Origin of the sequence: Zhongshania aliphaticivorans (assembly GCF_902705855.1) — a bacterium.
In the GTDB taxonomy this organism is placed as follows: Bacteria; Pseudomonadota; Gammaproteobacteria; order Pseudomonadales; family Spongiibacteraceae; genus Spongiibacter; species Spongiibacter aliphaticivorans_B.
In genome coordinates this window covers 52,888-77,706 of record NZ_CACSIJ010000003.1, presented here as the reverse complement: position 1 = coordinate 77,706, position 24,819 = coordinate 52,888, and the positions used below count along the sequence as shown (strand labels likewise).

Sequence of the window (24,819 nt, the reverse complement as noted above, 5' to 3'; positions counted from 1 at the left end):
GGTCGCAACTAAAAATTACCTCTAGGATAAAAGTCTGGCCACGTTATTAGTTTGGTGCTGGCATTAATAAAACCACCATCAATCGCATACTGCAGAGCACGATCCAAATTGGTCACACCATTGCTAACTGGCGCTGCGCCAAGGCCGAGGCTCAAGGTCAACACACTGGTCACCGCTAAGGCTTGGCCATTCGGTCCAAAAATAGGCCCGCCGCTATCACCGGGGATACTAGCCTTATCGGTGACGATTTGATACGCCCACCCGTTCCCTAGAACAGCAGAAACACTACCAGATTTAGCTTCTAAAAGTCGCAAACCCAAGTGGTACGGAGAGCGCCCATAAGCGTATACCGCATCACCAACCGATGCCAAACCGGTGAATAGAGAGACCGGCCCGCCAAAAGCAAAACTCGCTGGATGAATATTGGCCACATCATCGGAATGAATTTTAACAAGGGCAAAGTCGTTATAAGTGCAGGCATTCGAGCCGGCAGTTTCGCCGGATTCTTGCATCGCGCGCCAACTGGAGTAGACGATCTCACCTGGCTCGTTTGCGTTTTCAATCTCGACCTCGTTAAAACCAATGGGTAGATTACTGCTTTCGCAGGGGTCTATACCGTCATTGCTATCGAGACTAAAGCAATGCGCCGCCACCCCGATATAGACGGTCTGGGAATTGGGTGAAAACAAAAAATTGCCGGTGCAACCGCTGCCATTGGCGCTTATCTCAACGCCGGGACGAATTTGGGTGACCGTAGGTACACCATAGGACGCCGGCGTTTCTGGCGGCGTATTATCTTCACCGCCAGTTACCGGCGGCGTCGTAATCTCTCCGCCGTCTGAGCCCCCGTCATTATTAGTTTCCTCATTCGAGGAGCCCGAATTAGACGAACCGCCACAGGCTGCCAACAAACCCACCAAAACAATCACTAGCCATCGATTCATTACAACACGACCCACTGGACAATTATTAGTTATAGAGTAGCGCAAAACGCAGCTAATGTTCCGCGTTTTAATACCGCGCGCTGTAATCTACTTTGATACCAATACGTTAAAATCTAGCCAATAGATTTACGACCGGCAAAAAAAAGCCGCGCAATGCGCGGCTTTCAGAGCTATTAGGCAATTACTTGCTGTTTTCTAGTATGTAATCAACCGCAGCCATGACCTCTTCGTCAGAACAGCTCATGCACAAACCTTTAGCAGGCATCATGCCGATGTCGGTGAAACCTTCAATAGCATGTTTATGCAAGGTATCTACACCCTTTTCTGCACGTTTGCCCCAGTCCGCCGCGTCACCAAGCTTAGGCGCGTTGCCCGCACCAGTGGCATGACAGCCCTGGCAGCTGCTTGTGTAAACCTCTTCACCAGACTTGGGTGCACCACCTGCAGAGGCAACTGCGGCACCGCAGCTGCTATCGCCCTGCAAACACACTTTACCGGCTGGCTGGATGCGGCTTTCAACTTCCGCTATTTGCTTGTCCGTCAACGCCCAAGCAGATACACATACCATCACCAAACCAAAGGCAGCGGCCAATTTCTTCAACATTGCACTATTCACCGTTAACGTCCTCTTTGCGTACAAGGCATAGCAGCCCCGCATTATAATCTGGCGCGCATTATAACGGCATGGTCGCGATTACTCCAATAGCGCGGGCGGCTTATAGACCAAGGACGCAAAATTACTCCATCTAAGCGCTACTTTCAGGCTGAATTAGTTCTATACGCTAGGAACACTCAAGCCTGGCCCATTCCTAGGTAACTGCCCAGTTGCGGTTAAAGCCTACGCACTTTTAAGCAACTGCGGCTTACCGAAACACTCCACTGACGCCTACTCGCACGGTAGCACCCACATCAGAGCCAGCAATACCAGTAGTAACACTCCAACGGCCACTTTCGGCAGTGCGCCTTAGGGTCATCGCGACAGCAGACTCGTTTACGTGATAGCCCATGCCGATGGCATAAGTAAACTTGCCGGGTACATAAGGGGCAGCTTCCATGGCCACCGCCCCCGCTATACCAGCATTGGCCTCGCGCCGCGCTTCGGAAATTGCATCACCCAGACGAATCCCCATAGATTCCAGCTGGCTCATATTGACTGCATCAGAGGGGGCAATACCCGCCGCGACATTTGTAACGCGCCGCTCTTTACCCGCGCTCCCTACCGAAACCGTATTTTCCTGATTAGCGACCGAACCATTGCCGAGCGCCACACTATTAGCCGCCACAGCTACAGCGTTATTACCCAAGGCCACTGCTTGCGCGCCGGATGCGGTGGCGTTGTCACCCACCGCGGTGGTATTGGTGCCAGTGGCCTTAGCCCCAGTGCCTACCGCAACAGAAGATTGCGCTACAGCGCCACTACCAATTGCCACTGAATTGGACTGCACCGCGTTGGCATTAGAACCCAAGGCGATACCACCTGAGCTTTGCGTTTTTGCGTTATTGCCTATTGCGATACCATCTGTCGCGTCGGCGGATACAACAGAATTATCACCGCAGTTAATTGAGCCCGCAGCGTCGCCACGGCCGCAGAATTCTGCGTTTTGATCCGCTGAGTTCTGGGCGCCGTCTGCAGTGTTTTGAGCAATAGCAACGCGGTTATCCAGCACATTAATATCGTCGGCATTGCGAGTGATATTGGCACTGTTGACGTCGATATCGGATTTGTTACTGGCAATACCTGTAGCGTTCGTCGTGACACTGCTATCGAGTTGATCCAACGCAGAACCTACATTGTCAAAGTTTCCACCTTGTACTGCATAATTCGGTGCCGTGACGCTGCCATTCGCTGCCACTGAGGCTCCCCCGCCCAGTGCTTTGGCCAAGCCGTCTCCTTGATTGCTAACACGGGTGTCGAGCACATCAATATCGGCGACATTTTGCGCGATGCCAGCCGCATTGGTGGAAATGTTGGTGGTGTTGGTTGCGATGTTACTTTCATTGGTCGTGACGCGAGTATCCAGACCATCAATGTCATCCGCATTCTGGGCAATACCCGCAGCGTTGGTGGCAATGTTGGTGGTATTGGTCGCGATGTTGCTTTCATTGGTGGTCACGCGGGTATCCAGACCATCAATATCAGCCGCGTTCTGGGCGACACCAGCAGTATTGGTAGCGATGTTGGTGGTGTTGGTTGCGATGTTACTTTCATTGGTAGTAACGCGAGTATCCAGACCGTCGATATCAGCCGCATTCTGCGCGATGCCAGAAGCATTGGTAGCAATGTTGGTGGTGTTGGTTGCGATGTTGCTTTCATTGGTGGTGACGCGAGTATCCAGACCGTCGATATCAGCCGCATTCTGTGCGACACCAGCAGTATTGGTGGCGATATTGGTGGCGTTGGTAGCGATGTTGCTTTCATTGGTGGTCACGCGGGTATCCAGACCGTCGATATCAGCCGCGTTCTGCACGATGCCCGCAGCGTTGGTGGAAATGTTGGTAGTATTGGTCGCAACATCACCTTCGATAAGGGTCACGCGAGTATCCAGACCATCAATATCGGCCACATTCTGGGCGATGTCGGCGATGTTGCTGGCAATATTATTCGTATTAATCGAGATGTTAGATTCATTGGTGGTAACGCGAGCATCCAGACCGTCGATGTCAGCCGCATTCTGCGCAACGCCCGCAGCATTGGTAACAATGTTAGCGGTGTTGGCCGCTATGCTACCTTCGTTGCTAGTCACGCGAGTATCGAGGGTATCAATATTGCCCTCTACCGTTGTCAGCCGACCATCAAATGCAGCCACATCCGTGACCAAGGCAGTGATAGCAGCAGAATTCGCCACAATACTTGTTTCGGCCGTATCCAGGCGACCGTCCAGGGCGCCAATGGCGGTGGTGTTAGAGCTGATATTGGTCTCGGCGGTATTCAAGCGGTTATCCAAACCGGTGATCGCGTTACTATTCGCAGTCACATTTTGATTGGTGGCAAACAACTGTGAACCGTTCACAGCATCGGTGCTGGTCGCATTTACGGCACCCGCAGCAACGTTAACAATTTGACGCTCAGCACCGACGGCGCCGACCGAGACGGTGTTGGCCTCATTGGCAACCGAACCCTGGCCCAGCGCAACGCTGTTAATGGCTCCGGCGTTGGCACCGTGGCCTAGTGCCAGGCTGGAAACGCCACTGGCCAGCGCACTCAGACCGACGGCCGTGCCGTTGTTTGCTTCAACGCGGGCGCTGGCACCCAGGCTGACCCCGTTGACGGCGTTGACCGCCACGGCGGAATTGCGACCGATGGCGACACCATTGATTGCACCGGCGCCGACCCGCGCGCCGTTACCGGCATTACTGCCGCCGCCGATGGCCACCGAATCATCGGCCGAGGCCGAACTGAAAGTGCCCAGCGCTGTGGCCCGCGCCCCGCTGGCCGTGCTGCGCGAACCGAACACGCTGCTGCTCGCACCGGTGGCTGCGTTCGAACGTCCAACCGCCGTGGCCTCGGCCGCGTTGGCCGTCGCGCTGGTGCCGATGGCCAAGGCATCCACACCTTCAGCCGCGACGCTGGCATTGCGCCCGACAGCGATGCCGTTGGTCGCGCCAGCGGCAACGCGGGCACCTGCGCCGCTGTCCCGGTCCGCGTTACCAATCGCCAGCGAGTAGTCGGCATCTGCCGCGCTGGCGGAGCCGAATGCCGAGCTGTTCAAGCCACTGGCCGTGTTGTGATAGCCGATGGCGGAACTGTTGATGCCGTTGCTGGTGTTGGCGTGGCCGAGCGCACTGCTGTCCACCCCGCCCGACACATTGCCCCAACCCACGGCGGAACTCTGCTCGGCGTCGGCGTTGTTGCGTGCGCCCATGGCGACGGATTCTTCCGCGTTGGCATCGTTGCGGTAGCCCACGGCCGAGGCTTGTTCGGCGCTGGCGGTGGAAAACACGCCGATGGCCATGGCGCCTTCAGCATCCGCCGCCACACTGGTTTGACGGCCGATGGCGATGCTGTCTCGCGCACCAGCCTCCGCCGACTCGCCCGGATCATCCGCGCTGCCAATGGCAATCGACCCGCTTCCGGCCGCCACACTGAACTGGCCGATGGCGGTGGCCCGTGCCTCCAGCGCCGAGGCATGGGTGCCCAGCGCAATGGCATCGACACCCGCCGCCGCCACGTTGGCACCACGGCCGATGGCGATACCGCCGGTGGCACCGGCCGCCACTACTGCATTGTTTTCGATAACAGGAAATCCGGGGCCGGACGCGGTCACGTCGCCGCTGCCGATCGCCAGCGACGAATCGCCTGCGGCAACGCTGGCCGTACCGATCGCATTGCTGCCGACTCCCGTAGCCTGATTGAACGCGCCGATGGCGTGGCTGAAATCGGTGCTGGCTTCATTGCCCGCTCCGATCGCGCCGCTGGCGAGGCCGCTGGCCCTGTTGGCGGTACCCAAGGCGTTGGCACCCTCGCCGTCGACCAGGTTAGCGAAGCCAACGGCGTTGCTGGCCCTGCCCGACGCCGTATTGGCGTTACCCACCGCGCTGCTGTCCTCGCCGCTCGCTAGGTTCTGATGACCAACCGCGCTGCTGTCGATGCCGTTCGCGGTGTTGTTGAAGCCAATGGCGCTGGAGTCTTCCTCGTTGGCAAAGTTGCGCACGCCGATTGCGCTGGAGTCGTTGACGTAGGCTTCATTGCCGGAACCGAACGCAACCGAATTCTCGCCATCGGCGTAGTTGTCGTCTCCAAAGGCGCTGCTGTCGATGCCGTTGGCTGTATTGTTGAAACCGATGGCGCTGCTTGCTTCGCCTGTCGCGTTGTTTCCAGTGCCGAACGCCGAACTTGCAACGCCACTTGCCACGTTTGATCGTCCTACCGCACTGGCATCCTCCGCCGTGACCGTCGCACTTGAGCCGATGGCGAGGCCGTTGACCCCCTCGGCGGCCACGCTGGCATTGCGGCCGATGGCAATGCCGTTGGTGGCACCGGCGATGACACGCGCACCGCTGGCGGCCGTGTCGGAATTGCCTATCGCTAGCGAGAAAGCGCCGTTGGCGGTACTGCTGACACCAAGCGCAGTAGAGTTGCTGCCCCCCGCGCGATTCTCGTGTCCGAACGTCGAACTCCGGAAGCCCGATGAGATGTTGCTGACACCCACCGCCGTGCTGCGCACCCCGTTCGCCTGATTGCTAACACCGATGGCATTGCTGAATTCCTGGGTTGACTGATTGTCGTAGCCAATAGCGCTGCTGGCTTCTCCCGATGTGCGGTTGTTGAAGCCGACCGCGCTGCTGTTCGTATTGCTGGCGTTGTTGCCGTTGCCGACCGCTGTGCCGCCAGCGCCACCCGCTGAATTGAAACGGCCGCAGGCCAGCGAGTTGACCCCGAAGCCATTGCTGCCGCCGTTGTCGCCGCTGTCGTTGAGCAGGCATTCATCGGCGTGGGCGACGGGCGCGTGGCCCATCGTCAACAGCACCGCCTGCAGCGCCAGCGCCCAGGCGCCGAGACGGGCCGGACCGGATGACGACCGGCGCGGTGCCTTCACCTGCCCCGTGCCGCTGCTGCTGCCGACCACCCGGCTAGACGCCAGCTCAGATACCACTACCGCACGACGTAGCGCACGATTCCACACAAGCTTAAATATACGATTCATTACAGGCTCCTTGGCGTTGTTGCATGTGTGCAATAGTCGGCCTAGTGGAGCGGCGGCGGTATCGGTGAGTAGGACTACGACTTTAGTCGTAGTGACAACCGGGCTGTGCTTGATAAAGGGTCTTAGCAGAATTGCACTTACTTAACATGAAACCGGCGATTTTGTAGGAGGCCGCTCCTGAGGCCGATGAATTACGCTCGGATTTAGCCCGAGGCCCATCGCGGTCAGCGCCCACTCCTACGAATTCGGTAAGCTTGTAGGAAGCCGCGCCCGAGGCCGATGAATTACGCTCGGATTTAACCCGAGGCCCATCGCGGTCAGCGCCCACTCCTACCAATTCGGTGAGCCTGTAGGAGGCCGCGCCCGAGGCCGATAGAATTACGCACCAATCCAACCCGAGGCCGATGAATTACGCATAGATCCAGCCCGAGGCCCATCGCGGTCAGCGCCCACTCCTACCAATTCGGAGAGCCTGTAGGAGGCCGCGCCTGAGGCCGATGAATTACGCATAGATCCAGCCCGAGGCCCATCGCGGTCAGCCAAGGTGGATTGCGTAGCAAGAGAGGGCAGCCTGGGCTGGCCCACTCTACACGGGAACAGTCCTAGAGGTAGCCGACCTAGGCTGCTCTCTCTTGCGATGAAGCTGCAATTCACCTAGTCCTAAAGTCGTAGTACCACTCACGGATATTCCTGTGCAGATTGTTGGCGGATTATGGCAACAACGCAACGACAGCGGGTTCAGCTTTGGCGTATTTCTGGAATCGTTGCCCTATCCCATTCGCGCTCATGTGAGCGTTTTCAGGCAGGAGTATTTGAGATGAAATCGAAACTGATGGTTGAAATACCGGCTTTTGCCAAGGCAAATGCCAAATGGATTGCCGTCGTTGCCCTGTGCAGCGTGGTGCTGATTGCCGGCGCTACGGTACCCAGTGCTTTGCAAAATCTGGAATCGAGGCGGGATATGGAAAAGCTCACCGGCGATGTGATGCGAGCAGTGGTGGCGGGGGAGTTAGAGCAGGCCTATGCTGCACTCAAGGCGAATGTCACCCTGCCACCAGAAGAGATTGACGCCGGTATGCGGTCGACATTGATGCAGCGCAATGCGCAATTTGACGCCCGTTATGGCCCCGCAGTGGGCTTTGAGCTGATTGGCAGCAAAAAACTAGGCGACTCCCTGTGGCGTTTCACCTATGTGGAGCAGCGCGAACTGCAGCCACTGATCTGGACCTTTCAGTTCTATTCTTCTGGCGAAGGCTGGGTCATGCACGAGTTTGGTTGGTCGCCGCAAACCGCCGCCCTCTACCTGCAAAACTGACGTAACGCTGTGCAGAGCCGCCGTAATTCATCGGCCTCAGGCGCGGCCTCCTACAAAACCACGACACCGGCGGGCGCTGAGCGCGGTGGGCCTCGGGTTGGTTCGATACGTAATTCATCGGCCTCAGCGCGGCCTCCTACAAAACCACGACACCGACGGACGCTGAGCGCGGTGGGCCTCGGGTTGGTTCGATGCGTAATTCTATCGGCCTCAGCGCGGCCTCCTACAAAACCACCACACCGGCGGACGCTGAGCGCGGTGGGCCTCGGGTTGGTTCGATGCGTAATTCATCGGCCTCAGCGCGGCCTCCTACAAAGCCACAACACCGGCGGGCGCTGAGCGCGGTGGGCCTCGGGCTGGTTCGATGCGTAATTCATCGGCCTCAGCGCGGCCTCCTACAAAACCACCACGCCGGCGGGCGCTGAGCGCAATGCATCGATGAAGCTGCGAACGAAATTCTTAACTTTCTTCGTTTGGGGGTGACGCGAATTCGGGCGGGCGATGGCTCAACACCCGCTGCGCAATGACGGCGGCTTGGGTACGGCTGGCTAAATTAAGTTTGCGCAGCATGGTGCTGATATGGGTTTTGACCGTGGATTCTGCAATACCTAAATGCCCCGCAATCTGTTTATTTAATTGGCCATCACGAATCATTAGTAGAATGCGTAACTCTTGGGGTGACAAGCGTGAAATACGGTCTTCGATCTTATCTTCCTGAGCAGACCCTCTTCGACTGAGTGGCGTCTCCGACTCTGGCCACCAGCTTTCTCCTGCCAACACCGTGCGCAGCACGTCTTGGGTTTGTGTGGCCGAAAGCGATTTAGGAATGAAGGCCGCCGCGCCAAGGACTTGGGCCGCTTGAACCCAGGCAGCTTGATCCAGTGCAGAGATAACCGCCACCCGCAATGTTGGGCGATGTTCACGCAAATAGCTCAGCGCTGCCAAGCCTTCGACATCTGGCAGTATGAGATCTAACAATACCAAGCTGGCATCGGGAAAGCGCTCCAGGGCGTTGCGCAATCCCTCGAAGTCGGCAACCTCGACAATTTGCGCAGTGGGTGCGATATTTTGCACACCCAAGCGCAAGGCCACACCAAAAAGGGGGTGATCATCTGCAATGATGACAGTGAAGCCTGGCCTATCCATGCGCTTTATTTCCCCTTGGGGTCGAATGATTGTGCGGCATTATAATACGCTTTAAGGGCGAGGCAATGAGCGGCACAAAGCACGATATTGCTCACAGGCCATCTCAAACTCCGCTCGCTTCGCCCTTATCTTTTCTAGGGTATCTAAACTCGACCATTGCGCAGCAAGCTTGTCTGCGCACAACAGTTGGCAGTTCGCCACCAGCGCGGCAACGGCACGTAGGACTTTGTCGCTGTCGTTTGCGCTAACCGCGTGTTGCAAAGTCGCTAATGTGTGCTCGACATCTTCTGCGATAACGTCAAGGACATCTTGCGCCCCTTCTTCACCAAGGTCTTCTACCAGTTTAGCTAGATATTCAACGTTCACTGGCGCGCCACTTCCTTCACGCGGCGCTGCGGTAAATCTAGCCGCAGCAACTTCACGCAGGGCTTGTTCTAACTCGCGGCGACGAAAAGGCTTGGCCAAATGTTTGTCCATACCGGCATCGAGGCACGCTTGGCGTTCGTCATCGAGCACGCTGGCGCTCATGGCGTAAATATGGGGTTGGCTAATATCAGTCATCGCTCGAATAAGACGTGTGGCCTCTAGACCATCCATTTCCGGCATATGAATATCCATTAGTATCAAGTCGTAAGCTTGGCGATGAATGGCATCGAGCGCGAGGACGCCATTTTCAGCGACGTCGACGTCTAGTCCTAGCGATGACAGCATTCTGGTGCCGACCTGCCGATTCATAGCGTTGTCTTCCACCAGCAATACCTGCAGAGATGTGTAATTTTCTGCTTGCCGGGGCAAGGCGGCTTGGTCACTTCCAGACACTGGACTGTGACCGAGCATGTCGAGAAACGCATCCAATAGACCACTGCGGCGCAAAGGCTTTAGCCTGACTAAATCAAATGCCGCTGCCGCCCCGACTGCGGGGCGAGCGCTACTTAGTAATAGCAATCGCACTCCAGCCGCACTGGGTAGTAGACGTATTTGCGCGGCCAGGCTGATGCCATCCATCTCTGGCATAAAATAGTCAATCACCGCAAGATCAAAAATCTCGCCACGTTGAAGCTTGGCTAAAACCTCTTGCGGGAAAGCCGTATCGACAACGGTCATGCCCCATTCTGCCGCCGCCCGCCGAAGAATTCGGCGATTGGTGTCGTTGTCATCGACAATAAGTAAACGCAGACCTTTCAATACACCGACATCTGGCCGCACGGTGGGCTGCCACGCCGTATTGGTCTCGGCTTGAAAGCTAAAGGAAAATATCGAGCCTCGGCCCGGATGACTATCTACCGCAACATCGCCGCCCATCAATTCGGCCAAGCGTTTGCAAATCGCCAATCCCAATCCCGTACCGCCGTAGCGTCGCGTTGTTGAGGCGTCTACTTGGCTAAAGGATTTAAACAGGCGATCCAGGCGATCAGAGGGAATGCCAATACCAGTGTCGCGCACGGCGATACGGAAAAGATGCCTGTCTTCGCCAGTTGTTTGCGCAGAAATCTCCACGGCGACGTCGCCACGCTCAGTGAACTTGACGGCATTGGAAAGATAATTCACCAATACTTGTCGCACCCGACCAGCATCGCCGCGCAACATTTCGGGTGTGCCGGGGGCAAAATCACAGGCCAACTCCAGTTGCTTTTCTGCCGCGCGGTAAGCCACCAGCTCGATGGCTTCTTCCACGGTCTGGCGGAGATCGAAAACCGCCTGATCAAGCTCCATCAACCCCGCCTCGACTTTGGTGTAGTCGAGGATTTCGTTGATAACGCCGAGCAAGTGGTCGCCGCTCTGGCTGATGGTGTCTAAACTCTGGCGCTGATCCGCATTGAGGCGAGTATCGCCGAGCAATTCAGCTGTGCCTAAAATCGCATTCAACGGGGTGCGGATTTCGTGGCTCATATTGGCCAAGAAACTACTTTTGGCCTGATTAGCGGAATCCGCCGTTGCCTTAGCTTCACGCAATGCGCCAGCCTGTTGCGCCAATAAACTGGCCTGCGACTGCCACTGCGCACTCGCTCGCGACACCAAATAAACCACTAGGCTAGCCAGTAGGCTACCCAATGCAATCAGCCACGGAAGTAAGCGCTCCGACAGGCTGGCGAAGTCTGGCCCGGCAACAAAGCGGGCCGTCCAGTGTCGCCCTGGCATATTGAGAACGACGTCTGTCACAAAACGCGCATTCGTCGGCACCGTAAGTGACTTCGGCCCCCCATCGGCAGTTACACCACCAGAGGAGTACATTAAATTGTCGGCGCGTAATTCGTCGCCATCGTAGAGCGCCATGTCCAGTTCGCCGCCGTCTTCAGCGAGCAATCCGCTCATGAATGCTTCGGCATGAAAAGTAGCTGTGATCCAGCCGAGCTGCCGCTCGTTACGGTACGCTGGTAGATAGACAATAAAACCTACTTGGGTTCCGCTCAAGCGCAGCAGTCGCAGACTTGGACTCAGCACCGCATCATCTGCAGCAACGGCGGCTTCCAGCGCACGTCGTCGGCCAATGTCGCGCATCATATCGATGCCGATCGCCCGTTCAGAGTCGGCGGTCAGCGGCGCGGTGTAGTACACAGGCGCATGCTCCGGCGGTTGGATCGGGTCAATCGGTGGCGGAGGTTCTCGCAAGCTGAACTGGCGCAACACGGATGGATTCGTAATGCCGGGTGGCAAAGGCTCGCTACGCACCTTGGCGATAAAGGCGGGCAAATCCGCTGAGAGCACTCGCGGTGCGAACGTCATCCCGCGAATACCTGGATAGTGCTCAGACAAATGCAACTGCTCGACATAAATACGCCAATCTTCGCGACTCACGTCTGTTGAGGCCTCAAACAATGCCCGCCCGCCGCGCAATACTTGGGCGTAGGCTTTCATACGTTGCTCTACGCTATTGGAAAGTCGATGTACTTCGTTATCAAATCGCGCTCGCTGGCTTTCGTCGATTGAGCGCGCGGTCTGCAAGGCGAGGAGAAAACCCACTAGCATCACCATAATGCAAATAACAAACGCACTTAGAGACGGTCGAGCAGAGGGAGGATTATTCGACATAGCGGTCATCTGATAATTGCGAAATAAGCTCTGCGTAGCAGGGGATCATTTGGAGGGACTCGGGGTCAGTAAAAACGGCGCCGTCTTGTTCTGCGCAACGTCGCTCAATAGTACTACACAATCTAGCAAACTCTGTTGCACCAAACTGCAGAGCTGCGCCATGCAGACCGTGCGCAACGTGTTTCAACTGGGTGTAGTCGCGGGACAACAATGCTTGATTAAGCCTGGCCTGTTGCTGCGGCAGATCCGCAGCGAGTGCGTCTATCATTTCGCGAAGTCCTGAAGCCCCGAATAACTGCAACAACTCTTCGACTGCCTCATGGTTTATGTTGCTAATTTTTTTTCTTGGATTTAGATCTAAAAGAGCAGCTGCTAATACTTCCTTTTGCAAAGGCTTGCTGATGCACAAATAGTTAGCCGTATTTACAAGATCACCAAGAATTACAATCTGTGTGGTTTCTCGATACTGTTCAGTATCCGCTTCCCAATTTCCAACAGCATCCGCCGCATCAAGCAAAATCACGTCTGCCTGTAGCGACGACATCAATAGCGTAGTTAGGCTGTCAAAACACTCGGGAGTCGGATAAGCAAGCCGTTCTAAAATTCTACTTGCCAAGGTCTGGGTAACTCGATCGCTGCTGACAATAGCAATATACATCGATGACCGGTGGCATTGCTGCGCTTTAAATGGAGGTGTTTGAGTCATACACAAAGCCTCCTGCTTTTTTGGTAAGACACATCGTCATTAAAGCGCATCCAAGTTAATAGACCTATTCTGAATCTAGTTAGGAAACGCTGTCAATCATCCATACCACCCCAATAGGCAACCACAGGGTTGGTGCCCTAGCGAAAACAGGGGTCATATATAAAGGGAATTTAAACTACAAGGGGTGAACAATATATGAAAGGCTAAACCGTCAAAGCCTATTCCCAAGTATTATCTCATCAAACACATATTACACTTTCAGCTTGCCGTCATGTCAGTACTGAACAATCGGCGCTTTATTCAGCCACGTATCATCTTCCAACAAGCTCAGCATTGCATGGGCGCAGTCGGCAAAACTAATTGCCGAAAAGCCATTAAAGCGATCGAAACCCAGGCGATATTGCCCTCGCAACGCCCCTTTTCGCATTTGCAAGGGCCGCACCCCTAGCCACTGCACATCTGGATACTGCATCAATAACTGATACTGATGCTCTTTATCTTCATGTCGCAGGCTCATAAAGAGTGCCGCAAATTTCCGGACAAACCTCGCGCCCAAGGTTATACGATCCTCTGCCACAAAGGTGCTACCACCCCCGCACCAAATGAAACGAATTCTAGGCTCGCCCCGCAGCGCATCCAGAATATGACGGCTAATCTCGGTGCGCAAATCTGGCAGTGAGTATTTATCAACACCTATGGCAAACATCACGGCGTCGGTTTCTTCGCCTATAACACGCCACACGTCGTCGACGTTCAGCGCGTCGCCCTCCACCACAGTGATTTGGCCCCGCAAGTCTGCCGGTAATTTTGCCGCTGATCTCACCAAAACGGTGAGCTCATGCCCCGCCTGCACGGCTTGACGCAAACACTCGCTCCCTAGCGATCCGGTGGCGCCAAACAAGGTAATTTTCATCGTGAAGATCCTAATTTTTATTATGGATTTAAGATAGAACACTACACACTGCGAGGAAGTTACTACGCTAAATTAAAAAAGGCGAGACGCGAATACTATTTAATATTCGCGCCTCGCCTTTTTCTTCGAACTACTATCAACCGATACGGTGCAGGGCACAAATTTTATTGCCCGAGGGATCTCGCAAATAAGCGAGATACAGTTTTCCCAAACCACCTTCGCGAACACCCGGTGCGTCTTCACAGCTCGTGCCGCCATTGGCTAAACCTGCTGCGTGCCAAGCGTCTGCTTGAGCAGGGTCTTTCGCCGCAAAACCAATAGTACTCCCATTTCCATGGGTCGCGGGATTGCCATCAATTGGCGTGGTAAGGGCAAAAATGCCACTTTCAGTAAAGTAAAAACAGCGACCTTTTTCATCAAAAACACCAGGCTCGTGCCCCATCGCGCCCAACACCGCATCGTAAAATACTTTTGATGCCTGAATGTCGTTTGCGCCAACCATGATATGACTGTACATTTTTTATTCTCCTTGGGGATTAATAATTTAAAAACATCTTACGTTAAAAACAACAGACCTGTTCTTCGCAAAAGAAAAAAGCTCTATGAAGAGCTTTTTCTTTCAGATATTTACACAGGCTTATTCAAAGCAATCACAGTAAGACCTCGGCTTCGTCGCCGCTGGCCTCAAGCCAGGTTTTACGGTCTGGTGCGCGTTTTTTAGATAGCAACATATCCATCAAGCTATCGGTTTCATCACCGTCATCAATGGCTAAGCGCACTAAGCGGCGAGTATTGGGATCCATAACGGTTTCGCGAAGTTGCAGCGGGTTCATTTCGCCCAAACCTTTAAAGCGGGTGACTGAAATTTTACCGCGCTTATTCTCGGCTTCTAGACGATCCATGATGCCCTGCTTTTCGCCATTATCTAGGGCGTAATACACCTCTTTGCCAATGTCGATGCGGTACAGCGGTGGCATGGCAATATAAACATGCCCCTGTTGAACCAATGGCCGAAAATGCCGCAAAAATAATGCACAGAGCAAGGTCGCAATATGTAAACCATCGGAATCTGCATCGGCCAGCACACAGATTTTCCCATAGCGCAGGCCGCTTAAATCATTTGAATCGGGATCGATACCCATCGCCACTGAAATATCGTGAACTTCTTGCGAGGCTAAAATTTGCTGGGAGTCTACTTCCCAAGTATTCAAGATTTTCCCGCGTAACGGCAGTATTGCCTGAAACTGACGATCGCGCGCTTGCTTGGCAGAGCCGCCCGCAGAGTCACCCTCTACTAAAAATAACTCTGAACGCTCGGTGTCTACGCCGGAACAATCTGCCAACTTACCAGGTAATGCTGGCCCGGCAGACACTTTTTTGCGCACGACTTTCTTAGCTTTACGCAGCCGCGTTTGCGCATTGTTAATACATAGCTCGGCGAGTTTTTCTGCATCTTCGGTGTGCTGATTCAGCCATAAGCTGAAGGCATCTTTGGCAACACCTGCCACAAAGGCAGAAGCTTCACGGGAGCTTAATCGCTCTTTGGTTTGACCAGAAAATTGCGGGTCACCCAATTTGGACGACAGCACGTAGCTGCATCGTTCCCAAATATCATCTGGCGCTAATTTTACGCCGCGGGGGATCAGGCTGCGGAATTCACAGAATTCGCGCATGGCGTCGAGCAGACCGCTGCGTAAGCCGTTGACGTGGGTACCGCCCTGCGCAGTAGGAATGAGGTTTACATAAGACTCAGCTAATGGCTCACCGCCCTCCGGCAGCCACTGCACCGCCCAATCGACGGCCTCGCTGCGACCGCTAAAATGGCCAATAAACGGTTCAGCGGGCAGGGTTTCGTATTCACGAGTGTGACCTGCGAGGTAGTCGCGCAGACCGTCTTCGTAATACCACTCCTCGCTTTCGGTGCCGGTTTCATCAACAAAGCTGACCCGCAGACCAGGGCACAAAACCGCCTTGGCCCGCAGTACGTGCTTTAAGCGCCGCACAGAGAATTTTGCAGAATCGAAATATTTTGGATTGGGCGTAAAGCGGATATAGGTTCCGGTATTGCGCTTGCCGCAACTATCAATAACCGCTAGCTCAGTGGCCTTGTCGCCATCGGCAAAAAACATTTGATGCACTTGGCCATCGCGCTTGATAACAATCTCTAGCGAGCTGGACAGGGCATTCACCACCGACACACCCACGCCGTGTAAACCACCCGAGAACTGATAATTGTCGTTTGAAAACTTACCACCCGCGTGCAGGGTGCAAAGAATTACCTCTACCCCCGGCAAACCCTGCTCGGGATGGATATCTACCGGCATACCTCGGCCATCGTCAGAACAAGCCAGCGAGCCGTCGGCAAATAAGGTGACGATGATTTCACTAGCGTGACCAGCAAGGGCTTCATCGACACTATTGTCGATCACTTCCTGCGCCAGATGGTTCGGGCGGGTGGTGTCGGTATACATGCCAGGGCGTTTGCGCACTGGTTCTAAACCGGTAAGAACTTCTATGGATTGCGAGGTATATTGTGACATCTAAAACCATTGTTAGCGGCCGCGCCGCATTGACTAATTTAGCTAAAAATCTAGCCGCGTAGGTGGCCAGAATCCGTATTATTTTCTAGAGACGCGCAGCTATTCCGCCGGTATCGACAATTGCAGAAATTCAACAATCGCCGCTAAATGGCGGTCAAAATTCTGAAAGCTGTGATCGCCCCCCGCTTCCACCGTCATCTGCACACCGTCGTAAAATTTGACCGCATCGCGATAGTCCAAGGTTTCATCCTGCTCTTGAACCATGACCCAGTAACGTCCGGTGTTCGGTTTTACCACCAAAGACTGCAGCACATCAATATCGGACTGCGCCAAGCTAAAATCCACACCCGTATAAGGGTTGTGGTGGGCGCCAATAAAATGCTCGCCAAAGGTGTGGGGTTGCACCGCAGGGTTCACCAAAACCGCAGTTAGCCGGTAGCGTTCCGCTAGGGCGGTGGCAAAAAAGCCCCCCATTGAGCTACCCACCAAACCCAAAGGTCCCGTGTTATTTTGCAAAAAATCTTGTACTAATTGATCTAACTCTCGAAACGCCTCTGCTGGCGTATTCGACAAAGACGGCACCATATAATGGATATCTGAATGGTGCTCTGCAACATAATGCCCTAATAGCTGTGCTTTTAAAGATCGGGGAGAAGAGATAAATCCGTGAATATAAATAAGCCCTGCTGTCATTCGTAACCACTTGCCAGATTGTCGACGGCGAATGTTACACCTTTTACCCGCGACACTCTTGTTTGAAATTGGCCATTTGGCGCCAAGTAAAACACCCGATAGCCGGGGTTGCAGTCATCTAAGGCGAAATTATCGCTGCCCGGAGCAAATTGAATACAGGTTGATGGCGTCGTCAATAAACCCTTGTTTTGATACAACATTTCAGACTGCTGATGAACATGACCAGATACAAAGGCCTTAATATTCGATGAATCTTTGACGATGGCAAATGCCTCATCGGCATTTTTCACCCGCTGCTCGTCCAGCCACGCACAACCCAAAGCGCGTAAATGGTGATGCAAAAACACCAAACTGGGAAGCTCAGACTCAGCAATACCTGCCAGCACGGCGAGCTGGTCAGCGGCCAAAGACCCGCCCACTTCACCGCAAACCGCAGAGTTCATAAACCCCAGACGCCAAGTTCCGACATCCAACGTGGCGGGCATAACTTGATCACCCACCACACTGCGCATCAAGTTTGCGTCATCGTGATTCCCAGGTAGCCACACCATTTGCGTAGCCACACCGGCAAGCCGAGCATACAGGCGACGATACGATTCCGCGTCGCCGTGGGCCGCCAAATCGCCAGACACCACCAGCAAATCAATATGCGGGCACTCGTCTGCTATTGTCGTCAGCACTGCCTCTAAGCTATTGTCGGTATCCATGCCCAATAAGCTATCACCCAGCTCTGCGCCGAGATGACAATCGCTAATTTGCACCACCGTTAGCGGTGCTGTGTTTGTTTGAGCAGCCAAATTCACCGAACAACCCCGTTATTGCTTGCTTGTTTTATACGGGATGCCCTGGGCTTCCGCCAGTAAAATTACGCGAACAATGTCATATTTCGAGAATATTAAGGGGATTTTCTAGGGATCGGCCATGGCTAAGACACAGACTCAGCCATTCGCCAAGATAACGATTTTGCTGAGCTTTTTCGTCGCGCTGGTACATGGCGCTATTGGGATACTGGTAACGCGGTTTAACTGGTCGCAAACCGCTCGCCCCCATCACCTCTGCCAAGCTGGCGTCGTGATACATTCGAACCTGCAATGCCGGCACCGGCAACTCGGCAAACAAGGGTTTTGCCAAGCGCAGTTCAAGCATTGTGGTGTAGGGAGCGCGCTCTTTAATATGTAGCTCAACTGCATTGGCAGCCACGCCAAAACGCAGGCAATCACCGGCCTCCACATCCGACGGCAGCAGCTTTTGCAGGCGGCGAAAATTCATTTCGCAATCGGCAAGATGACCATTGAGGTCTATCCGGTACTGATGGTTATTCACATCACTCCCAATGAAATGCCCGTACATTCCATAACTTTAGTTAATATTCATATTCAATGGGTATTTGTTTGGTACACTTTGGGGCTTTCCTCCCGCCCTCTTTGGAGACAGGTTACCTCTATGATTGCCAAACGTCATCTACTCAGTATCTCCATTGCTGCACTGTTAAGCAGCCACATTGCCAATGCTGACACCTTACTCGATGTTTACCAGCTTGCTGTTACAAATGATCCGCAACTAAAGACCGCCGAAGCCAGCTACCGTGCCAATATTGAAAATGAGAATTTGGGCCGCGCTGCGCTGCTCCCGCAGATCACTGCGCAAGCCTACTACCAAGACTCTGAAAGCGACTCGCAAGGTAAAGGATTACAAGGCGATAGCGTAGGAAATTTCAGTGTTATCGATCAAACAACCATTACCGATACCGACTCAGAATTCTATTCCGTATCGCTGAGCCAGCCTCTTTTTGATCTACCTGCGTGGTTCAGCTTTCAAGCCGGCAAAAAGATTTCTGAGCAAGCTGAAGCGCAGCTGGCTTACGAACAGCAGCAATTGATCGTACGTACTGCAGAAGCCTACTTCAATGTATTGCGCGGCAGTGAAAACCTCGACGCATCTAAAGCAGAAGAGCGCGCGGCTAAGCGTCAGCTCGAGCAAACCCAGCAACGCTTTGACGTTGGCTTAATTGCCATCACCGACGTGCACGAGGCCCGCGCGGTATTCGACAGCACCGTTGCCCAGCGTTACGGTTTTGAAGGCACCCTGGCAATCGCCAGAGAAAACCTCAGCAACTTAACCGGCCAGGAGCATAATAATCTATGGTCGCTGAAAACCGACTTCCCCATTACCATGCCCGAACCCGCCAGCCGCGCAGAGTGGGTAGATTTTGCACTGGCCAATAACAAGTTATTGCAGGTTTCTAACGCTGGCGCTAGCTCAGCCTATGAAACCGCCCAGTCGAAAAAGATGGAGCATTTGCCTAAGGTTGTCGGCAGCTTCACCACCAGTAAAAACGATGTAGATGGCACGAACACTTTTCGACCTGACTCTGGGTTCGCTTCCCAACCAGAGGCCTACACGGAATCAGATGCGCTGCGCGTAACGTTGACCATGCCCCTATTTGCAGGTGGCGCGATTAGTGCCGGTCGACGCCAAGCCTACGAGCAATACAATGCGGCAAACTACAATGCGCAAACCACCCAGCGTCAGGTAATCTCTAGTATCCGCGCCCAGCACATTGCGGTTTACACCGACGTCCAAACCGTAAATGCGCGCCATCAAAATATTATTTCTACTCGCAGCGCCTTAGACGCAACCGAGGCTGGCTATGAAGTGGGAACAAGAAATATTGTTGACGTATTAGACGCCCAACGCCGCCTCTACGGTGCGATGCGCGACTACACCAATGCCCGTTATGACTATGTTATTGATGTGCTAAAACTGAAATTGAATGCTGGCACACTGAGCCCGGCAGACATTATTGCGCTTAATAAATGGTTACAACTGCCTGAGCCTGTGTCGTTAAAAGAAAGCGACGCGAGAAAATAACGAACGCTAACTCTGTTGCAGCGCCTGCTCAATACAGGCGAGCAAGCGCTGCAAAGCCCCCCTATTGTTATCGACCACCTGCTTCGCAGCGGCACCCTGCTGTTTTGCTCGCTTAGAATCTGTCATCAAACTGCGTAGCGCCGACGCCAGTTCTTCTGCGTTTGAAAGCTGTAGTAATGCCCCTGCATCATGCAATAGAGCGCTAATCTCCAAAAAATTGTAGTCGCTAGGCCCGGTCAAAACCGGCAGCCCCCACGCCGCCGGCTCCAGTGTATTATGGCCGCCGCGTTCAACTAAGCTACCGCCGACAAAGGCTATGTCCGCACAGCCTAGTAGCAGTAGTAGCTCACCCATTGTATCGCCCAAAATAACCTGAACATCGGCGGCGCAGAGCCCGTGCTGAAAGTCACTGCGACGTTGAAAGTTAAAGCCCTCGGCCGCAATTAATTCTGCTACTTTCGCAAAGCGCTCGGGATGCCTCGGCACTAACAATAGCAAGGCATCTGGCTGCTGTTGGCATAACATTTTGTGGGCAGCTAATAGTATCTCGTCTTCACCAGCATGGGTGCTCGCCGCAATCCACACCGGCCGCGCCCCGAGCCACTGCTCACGCAATGCACGAGCCTGCTCGCGAAGTAAGGGAGAGACGTCAACATCAAATTTAATGCTGCCAGAAATAACCAACTTTTCCTCCGGCACCCCTAGCGCCAGAAACCGTGCGCCATCGTCGGCAGATTGCGCAATTACCTTTGAGAACGTCGAAAATACCTTCTGGGGTAATTTTGCCACTCGCCCATATTCATGAGCGGAGTGCGCTGATAATCGTGCATTCGCCAATAGCACGGGAATACCTCTGGCGGCGGTTTGGCAAACCATATTTGGCCAAACCTCGGTTTCCATAATCACGGCGCCCCGTGGCTGCACGCGATCCAGAAACCGGCTCACCGCATCCGGCAAATCATAAGGCGCATAAACATGGAATACTCGTTCGCCAAACATGGCGCGCACACGCTCTGATCCGGTTGGCGTCATGGTGGTAACAAGCACAGGTAATTCTGGATGATGATCTAAAAAATGCTCAATGATTGGCCCCGCCGCGATACTTTCACCAACAGAAACCGCGTGAACCCACAAACCATGCTGCTGTGTTGGCGCCTTGAAAAAACCAAAGCGTTCGGCAATACGATGCCGATACGCCGGCGCCCGCCAAGCACGCCATAGCAAATGCAGTAGGATCAGCGGCAGAAGAAGATAAGAAAATACACTATATAAAAATCGGGGCATGTCGCGAATGCGTTCCCATACTCAAGCAAGTGCGGCAAGCATAACGGCCAACACAGATTCAGGCCAGCGTAAGCTCAAAACCGCACAAATACCCTTAGGACATATTTAGCACTTCTCGCACACAGCGATTAATGCCTTTTGCAGCCTCGGCAATACTACCAGCCAACATATACGCTGGCGTAGTCACCAATTTCATTGCCTCGTCTATACAAACTTCATCAACCAAACACGATTGATGAAGCGCACCCATATTATTAATAGCCGTAACAACATCAGCGTCATTACCCACCGTGCATTTCACACCATCACCAAAAATTCGCGCCGCCATCGTCGGTGCAATGCATATCAAGCCGGTAGGCTTACCTGCCTTATGCATGGTTTGAACAAATTGCAGCACATCTTTTTGCACGCTCATTTCCACGCCTTTTACCGCGAAGTCAGACAAATTCTTAGCTGCGCCAAAGCCCCCGGGCACAATCACCGCGTCAAAATCCGCTGCCTGCGCTTCAGCCAAATCCTTTACCTCGCCACGGGCTAAACGCGCCGATTCAACCAGTACATTGCGGCTTTCACCCTCTGCCACTTCGCCCGCCAAATGGTTAATAACATGGAACTGCTCAATATTCGGTGCAAAACACTGGTAACTCGCGCCATGATTTTCTAATGACAACATGGTGAGTACCGATTCATATATTTCGGAACCGTCATAAACACCACAACCGGATAATATCAGTGCGACTTTTTTCATTGTTGCTGTCCTCCTTGCTGGAATGCCAGCTCGCCATGCGCGAGCCGATTTTCGATAATACCTTCACGTAGTCCGCGCGGCGAAAGCTGCATAGTATCAATATTCAATACGTCAAATAGCGCCAACACGATCGCGACTCCCGAGGCAAAAATTGATCGCCTATCTTCTGCTAAACCCTGGTAACGTACTTCACCTATAGAACTAAATAAGGAGAGATTCTCAACCAAGCTCCGCAGTTCTTTCAAATGAATTCCGCCATCCTCCCGCCCAGATTTTGCCAACAGCACTTGCTCTACTGCGAGCAAAGTACCCGAGCAACCAATAACAAATGGTGGTGATTCCCTAAACGACAAGGGGAACTCAATCAGCGCCTGTATAAACATCGCCTTAGCGGCGTTTACCGCTGCGCTAAAATATTCTTGGCACAACTCACCCTCTGGAAAATAACGTAAATACCGCAGGCAGCCGACTTCCGTACTGACACCCACCTTCATATGGGCCGCGGAACCCCACGCAAGTTCAGTGCTGCCACCGCCAATATCAACCACCAAGCAAGTTCGCTCATCATCCGCGTCCTGTAATGTGGCGCTAACGCCGAGGTATACCAACTTGGCTTCGCGCTCACCGCTAATAATCTCAGGCCTTACCCCCAGCAGATCTTCGACAGCAGATAAAAAAGGTGAGGCATTTTTGACACCCCGCAACGACGCAGTCGCAACTACGTGTAGTTCGGTAATGTCGTAACCCGCTAACACGTCCTTGTACTCGCCTAAACATGTCATCGCTCGCTGCTGCGCGTCGCGCTGCAAGTTACCGGCATCACTGCCTGCTGCCAATTGCACCTTACGCTCATCGGTATATATGGTCCGCCAGACTTTGGATTGAACCTGCGCAATTAATATATGGAAGCTGTTAGACCCCATATCGATAGCCGCTATATATGTGCCAACGGTCAAATTCACACTGTTACCTCTTTTCACATCGCCGTAATTCCTGTGCTATCATCGCACATCCTTTATTTTGTGATATTTATTCGGAGTACTAACATGAGCGACAACATCGTTCACGTCACCGACAGTAGTTTTGAAGAAGACGTGCTGAAGTCTGACTTGCCTGTGCTGGTTGATTTCTGGGCTGAGTGGTGTGGCCCATGTAAAATGATTGCCCCTATTCTTGACGAAATTTCTGGCGAATTCGCCGGTAAATTGAAGATCTGTAAAATCGACGTTGATGCCAACAGCGACACGCCTGCTAAATTCAGCGTTCGCGGCATTCCAACACTGATGATTTTCAAAGGCGGTAACGCAGAAGCCACTAAAGTTGGCGCTCTGTCTAAAACTCAGCTGCTCGATTTCGTAAATTCAGCACTGTAAGCCTTTGTAGCCCGTTCAGAATTTAACTGCACGGGCTCACTCTAAAAGCTAGACGCCCTCGCTTTTCAATGATAGAGTGCGCAAGATCCTTCAAAGAACACCCAATAATTAACCTTATATTCGCTTCAGCTTAACTCGTCGAGTTCGTTCCGGCTTCCCTATTTCTGCCGATCCCACGTCTCGCTTATATCCTGTCTAATTGATACCACTAAACCCATATACCTATGAATCTTACCGATCTAAAAACAAAATCAGCTCAAGAATTACTCGACATTGCCAAAGAAGGCGGCCTAGACAACATCGCCCGCTCTCGTAAACAAGACATCATCTTTTCCATACTAAAACGCCACGCTAAAAGCGGTGAAGATATTCACGGCGACGGCGTACTGGAAATACTGCAAGACGGCTTTGGCTTCTTGCGCTCGGCTGATTGCTCATACCTTGCTGGCCCCGACGATATCTATGTTTCTCCCAGCCAGATCAGACGCTTTAACCTGCGCACTGGCGACAGTATTGCAGGCAAAATTCGACCGCCTAAAGAAGGCGAGCGATACTTTGCACTACTAAAAGTAGACGAAGTTAACTTCACCCGCCCCGAGCAATCCAAGAACAAGGTTCTATTCGAAAACCTCACCCCCCTGTTTCCTAATGAGCGCCTGACGCTAGAAATGGGCACTGGTTCGACCGAGGATCTAACAGGCCGTATCATCGACTTGGCAGCGCCAATCGGTAAAGGACAGCGCGGCTTGATCGTCGCACCGCCAAAAGCGGGTAAAACCTTAATGTTGCAGAATATTGCGTCGAGCATCATTCGCAACAACCCAGAATGTTATGTCATCGTATTATTGATTGACGAACGTCCAGAAGAAGTGACCGAGATGCAACGCTCGGTAGGTGTTCGCGGCGCCGAAGTTGTGGCCTCGACCTTTGATGAGCCCCCAGCACGCCACGTTCAAGTGGCGGAAATGGTTATCGAAAAAGCCAAACGTTTGGTCGAACACAAACGCGACGTTGTTATCCTGCTCGACTCGATCACCCGTCTAGCTCGTGCCTACAACACCATCATACCTAGCTCCGGCAAAGTATTAACCGGTGGTGTAGACGCCCACGCCCTAGAGCGCCCAAAGCGTTTCTTTGGCGCGGCGCGTAATATAGAAGAAGGCGGCAGCTTATCCATTATCGCAACGGCATTGATTGATACCGGTTCGAAAATGGACGAGGTTATCTACGAAGAATTTAAAGGTACGGGTAACAACGAACTGCATCTCGACCGTAAAATTGCTGAGAAACGCGTTTACCCCGCTATCAACATCCGCCGCTCAGGCACCCGTCGCGAAGAATTGCTTACCGGTGAAGAAGAGCTGGCCAGAATGTGGATTCTGCGTAAATTACTTCACGGCATGGAAGACACTGCAGCCATCGAGTTCTTAATCGACAAGCTCAAAGACACCAAGACCAATGCGGACTTCTTTGACTCGATGAAGCGTAAGTAAGTCGGGCGTCGGATGTCTAACGTCCGACGCTACAACCCATAAGCTACACCGCAATTTAAGTTTGATAGTATGAATCTGAGGCCGCACCGAGCAGCCTCAGACACCCGACTTCCGACAT

The 24,819-nt window shown here is 53.3% G+C and carries 19 protein-coding genes; 4 read left to right on the top strand and 15 right to left on the bottom strand.

Features of this window, described 5'->3' with window-relative positions; all coding sequences use genetic code 11:
* Nucleotides 1-8: 8 nt before the first annotated feature.
* The 3 genes from GVJ32_RS04075 to GVJ32_RS04065 form a co-directional block, all read right to left on the bottom strand.
* Nucleotides 9-944 carry a trypsin-like peptidase domain-containing protein gene (locus GVJ32_RS04075; protein WP_159238788.1) on the bottom strand — a complete coding sequence of 312 codons (936 nt, stop codon included), beginning with the start codon at nucleotides 942-944 and terminating at the stop codon, nucleotides 9-11.
* Between the two features lie 181 nt (nucleotides 945-1,125).
* Nucleotides 1,126-1,548, bottom strand: a complete 423-nt coding sequence (locus tag GVJ32_RS04070) for a c-type cytochrome (protein ID WP_159238787.1) — start codon at nucleotides 1,546-1,548, stop codon at nucleotides 1,126-1,128.
* A gap of 259 nt (nucleotides 1,549-1,807) precedes the next feature.
* Complete coding sequence (locus tag GVJ32_RS04065) at nucleotides 1,808-6,589, bottom strand: ESPR-type extended signal peptide-containing protein (protein ID WP_159238786.1); 4,782 nt, start codon at nucleotides 6,587-6,589, stop codon at nucleotides 1,808-1,810.
* A gap of 817 nt (nucleotides 6,590-7,406) precedes the next feature.
* Here GVJ32_RS04065 and GVJ32_RS04060 point away from each other — a divergent pair.
* Nucleotides 7,407-7,904 (top strand): hypothetical protein, encoded by a 498-nt coding sequence (locus tag GVJ32_RS04060; protein ID WP_159238785.1) that lies wholly within the window; start codon nucleotides 7,407-7,409, stop codon nucleotides 7,902-7,904.
* A 459-nt stretch (nucleotides 7,905-8,363) separates the two neighbouring features.
* Here GVJ32_RS04060 and GVJ32_RS04055 read toward each other — a convergent pair whose 3' ends face one another.
* From GVJ32_RS04055 to GVJ32_RS04015, 9 genes are all read right to left on the bottom strand, one after another.
* Nucleotides 8,364-9,050 (bottom strand): LuxR C-terminal-related transcriptional regulator, encoded by a 687-nt coding sequence (locus GVJ32_RS04055; RefSeq protein ID WP_159238784.1) that lies wholly within the window; start codon nucleotides 9,048-9,050, stop codon nucleotides 8,364-8,366.
* 51 nt (nucleotides 9,051-9,101) lie between these two features.
* Entirely contained in the window at nucleotides 9,102-12,080 is a 2,979-nt protein-coding gene (locus GVJ32_RS04050) for a response regulator (protein WP_159238783.1), read from the bottom strand.
* A complete protein-coding gene (locus GVJ32_RS04045; protein WP_159238782.1) occupies nucleotides 12,070-12,786 on the bottom strand; it encodes an Hpt domain-containing protein in 717 nt (238 codons plus the stop codon). The genes GVJ32_RS04050 and GVJ32_RS04045 overlap by 11 nt, the downstream gene beginning before the upstream one ends.
* 274 nt (nucleotides 12,787-13,060) lie before the next feature.
* On the bottom strand, nucleotides 13,061-13,699 hold the full coding sequence (locus tag GVJ32_RS04040; protein ID WP_159238781.1) for an NAD(P)-dependent oxidoreductase: 639 nt from the start codon (nucleotides 13,697-13,699) through the stop codon (nucleotides 13,061-13,063).
* Between the two features lie 136 nt (nucleotides 13,700-13,835).
* A complete protein-coding gene (locus GVJ32_RS04035) occupies nucleotides 13,836-14,216 on the bottom strand; it encodes a VOC family protein (protein WP_159238780.1) in 381 nt (126 codons plus the stop codon).
* A gap of 133 nt (nucleotides 14,217-14,349) precedes the next feature.
* On the bottom strand, nucleotides 14,350-16,239 hold the full coding sequence (gene parE, locus GVJ32_RS04030; protein WP_159238779.1) for a DNA topoisomerase IV subunit B: 1,890 nt from the start codon (nucleotides 16,237-16,239) through the stop codon (nucleotides 14,350-14,352).
* 99 nt (nucleotides 16,240-16,338) lie between these two features.
* Entirely contained in the window at nucleotides 16,339-16,932 is a 594-nt protein-coding gene (locus tag GVJ32_RS04025; RefSeq protein WP_159238778.1) for a YqiA/YcfP family alpha/beta fold hydrolase, read from the bottom strand.
* Nucleotides 16,929-17,735: a metallophosphoesterase gene (locus GVJ32_RS04020; RefSeq protein WP_159238777.1), complete on the bottom strand. Its 807-nt coding sequence runs from the start codon at nucleotides 17,733-17,735 to the stop codon at nucleotides 16,929-16,931. Before GVJ32_RS04020 ends, GVJ32_RS04025 begins: the two co-directional genes overlap by 4 nt.
* Before the next feature lie 76 nt (nucleotides 17,736-17,811).
* On the bottom strand, nucleotides 17,812-18,255 hold the full coding sequence (locus GVJ32_RS04015) for a DUF1249 domain-containing protein (RefSeq protein ID WP_235035036.1): 444 nt from the start codon (nucleotides 18,253-18,255) through the stop codon (nucleotides 17,812-17,814).
* Between the two features lie 120 nt (nucleotides 18,256-18,375).
* Here GVJ32_RS04015 and GVJ32_RS04010 point away from each other — a divergent pair, with 120 nt between their 5' ends.
* Nucleotides 18,376-19,803, top strand: a complete 1,428-nt coding sequence (locus GVJ32_RS04010) for a TolC family outer membrane protein (RefSeq protein WP_159238775.1) — start codon at nucleotides 18,376-18,378, stop codon at nucleotides 19,801-19,803.
* A gap of 6 nt (nucleotides 19,804-19,809) precedes the next feature.
* Here GVJ32_RS04010 and waaA read toward each other — a convergent pair whose 3' ends face one another.
* The 3 genes from waaA to GVJ32_RS03995 form a co-directional block, all read right to left on the bottom strand.
* A complete protein-coding gene (waaA, locus tag GVJ32_RS04005; RefSeq protein ID WP_159238774.1) occupies nucleotides 19,810-21,087 on the bottom strand; it encodes a lipid IV(A) 3-deoxy-D-manno-octulosonic acid transferase in 1,278 nt (425 codons plus the stop codon).
* Between the two features lie 94 nt (nucleotides 21,088-21,181).
* Nucleotides 21,182-21,835 (bottom strand): isoprenoid biosynthesis glyoxalase ElbB, encoded by a 654-nt coding sequence (elbB, locus tag GVJ32_RS04000; protein ID WP_159238773.1) that lies wholly within the window; start codon nucleotides 21,833-21,835, stop codon nucleotides 21,182-21,184.
* Entirely contained in the window at nucleotides 21,832-22,797 is a 966-nt protein-coding gene (locus GVJ32_RS03995; RefSeq protein ID WP_159238772.1) for a Ppx/GppA phosphatase family protein, read from the bottom strand. The genes elbB and GVJ32_RS03995 overlap by 4 nt, the downstream gene beginning before the upstream one ends.
* Nucleotides 22,798-22,881: 84 nt before the next feature.
* Here GVJ32_RS03995 and trxA point away from each other — a divergent pair, with 84 nt between their 5' ends.
* Together trxA and rho are read left to right on the top strand one after the other, a co-directional pair.
* On the top strand, nucleotides 22,882-23,208 hold the full coding sequence (gene trxA, locus GVJ32_RS03990) for a thioredoxin TrxA (protein ID WP_159238771.1): 327 nt from the start codon (nucleotides 22,882-22,884) through the stop codon (nucleotides 23,206-23,208).
* Between the two features lie 224 nt (nucleotides 23,209-23,432).
* Nucleotides 23,433-24,701 (top strand): transcription termination factor Rho, encoded by a 1,269-nt coding sequence (gene rho, locus GVJ32_RS03985; protein WP_103685142.1) that lies wholly within the window; start codon nucleotides 23,433-23,435, stop codon nucleotides 24,699-24,701.
* The last annotated feature ends 118 nt before the right edge of the window (nucleotides 24,702-24,819 follow it).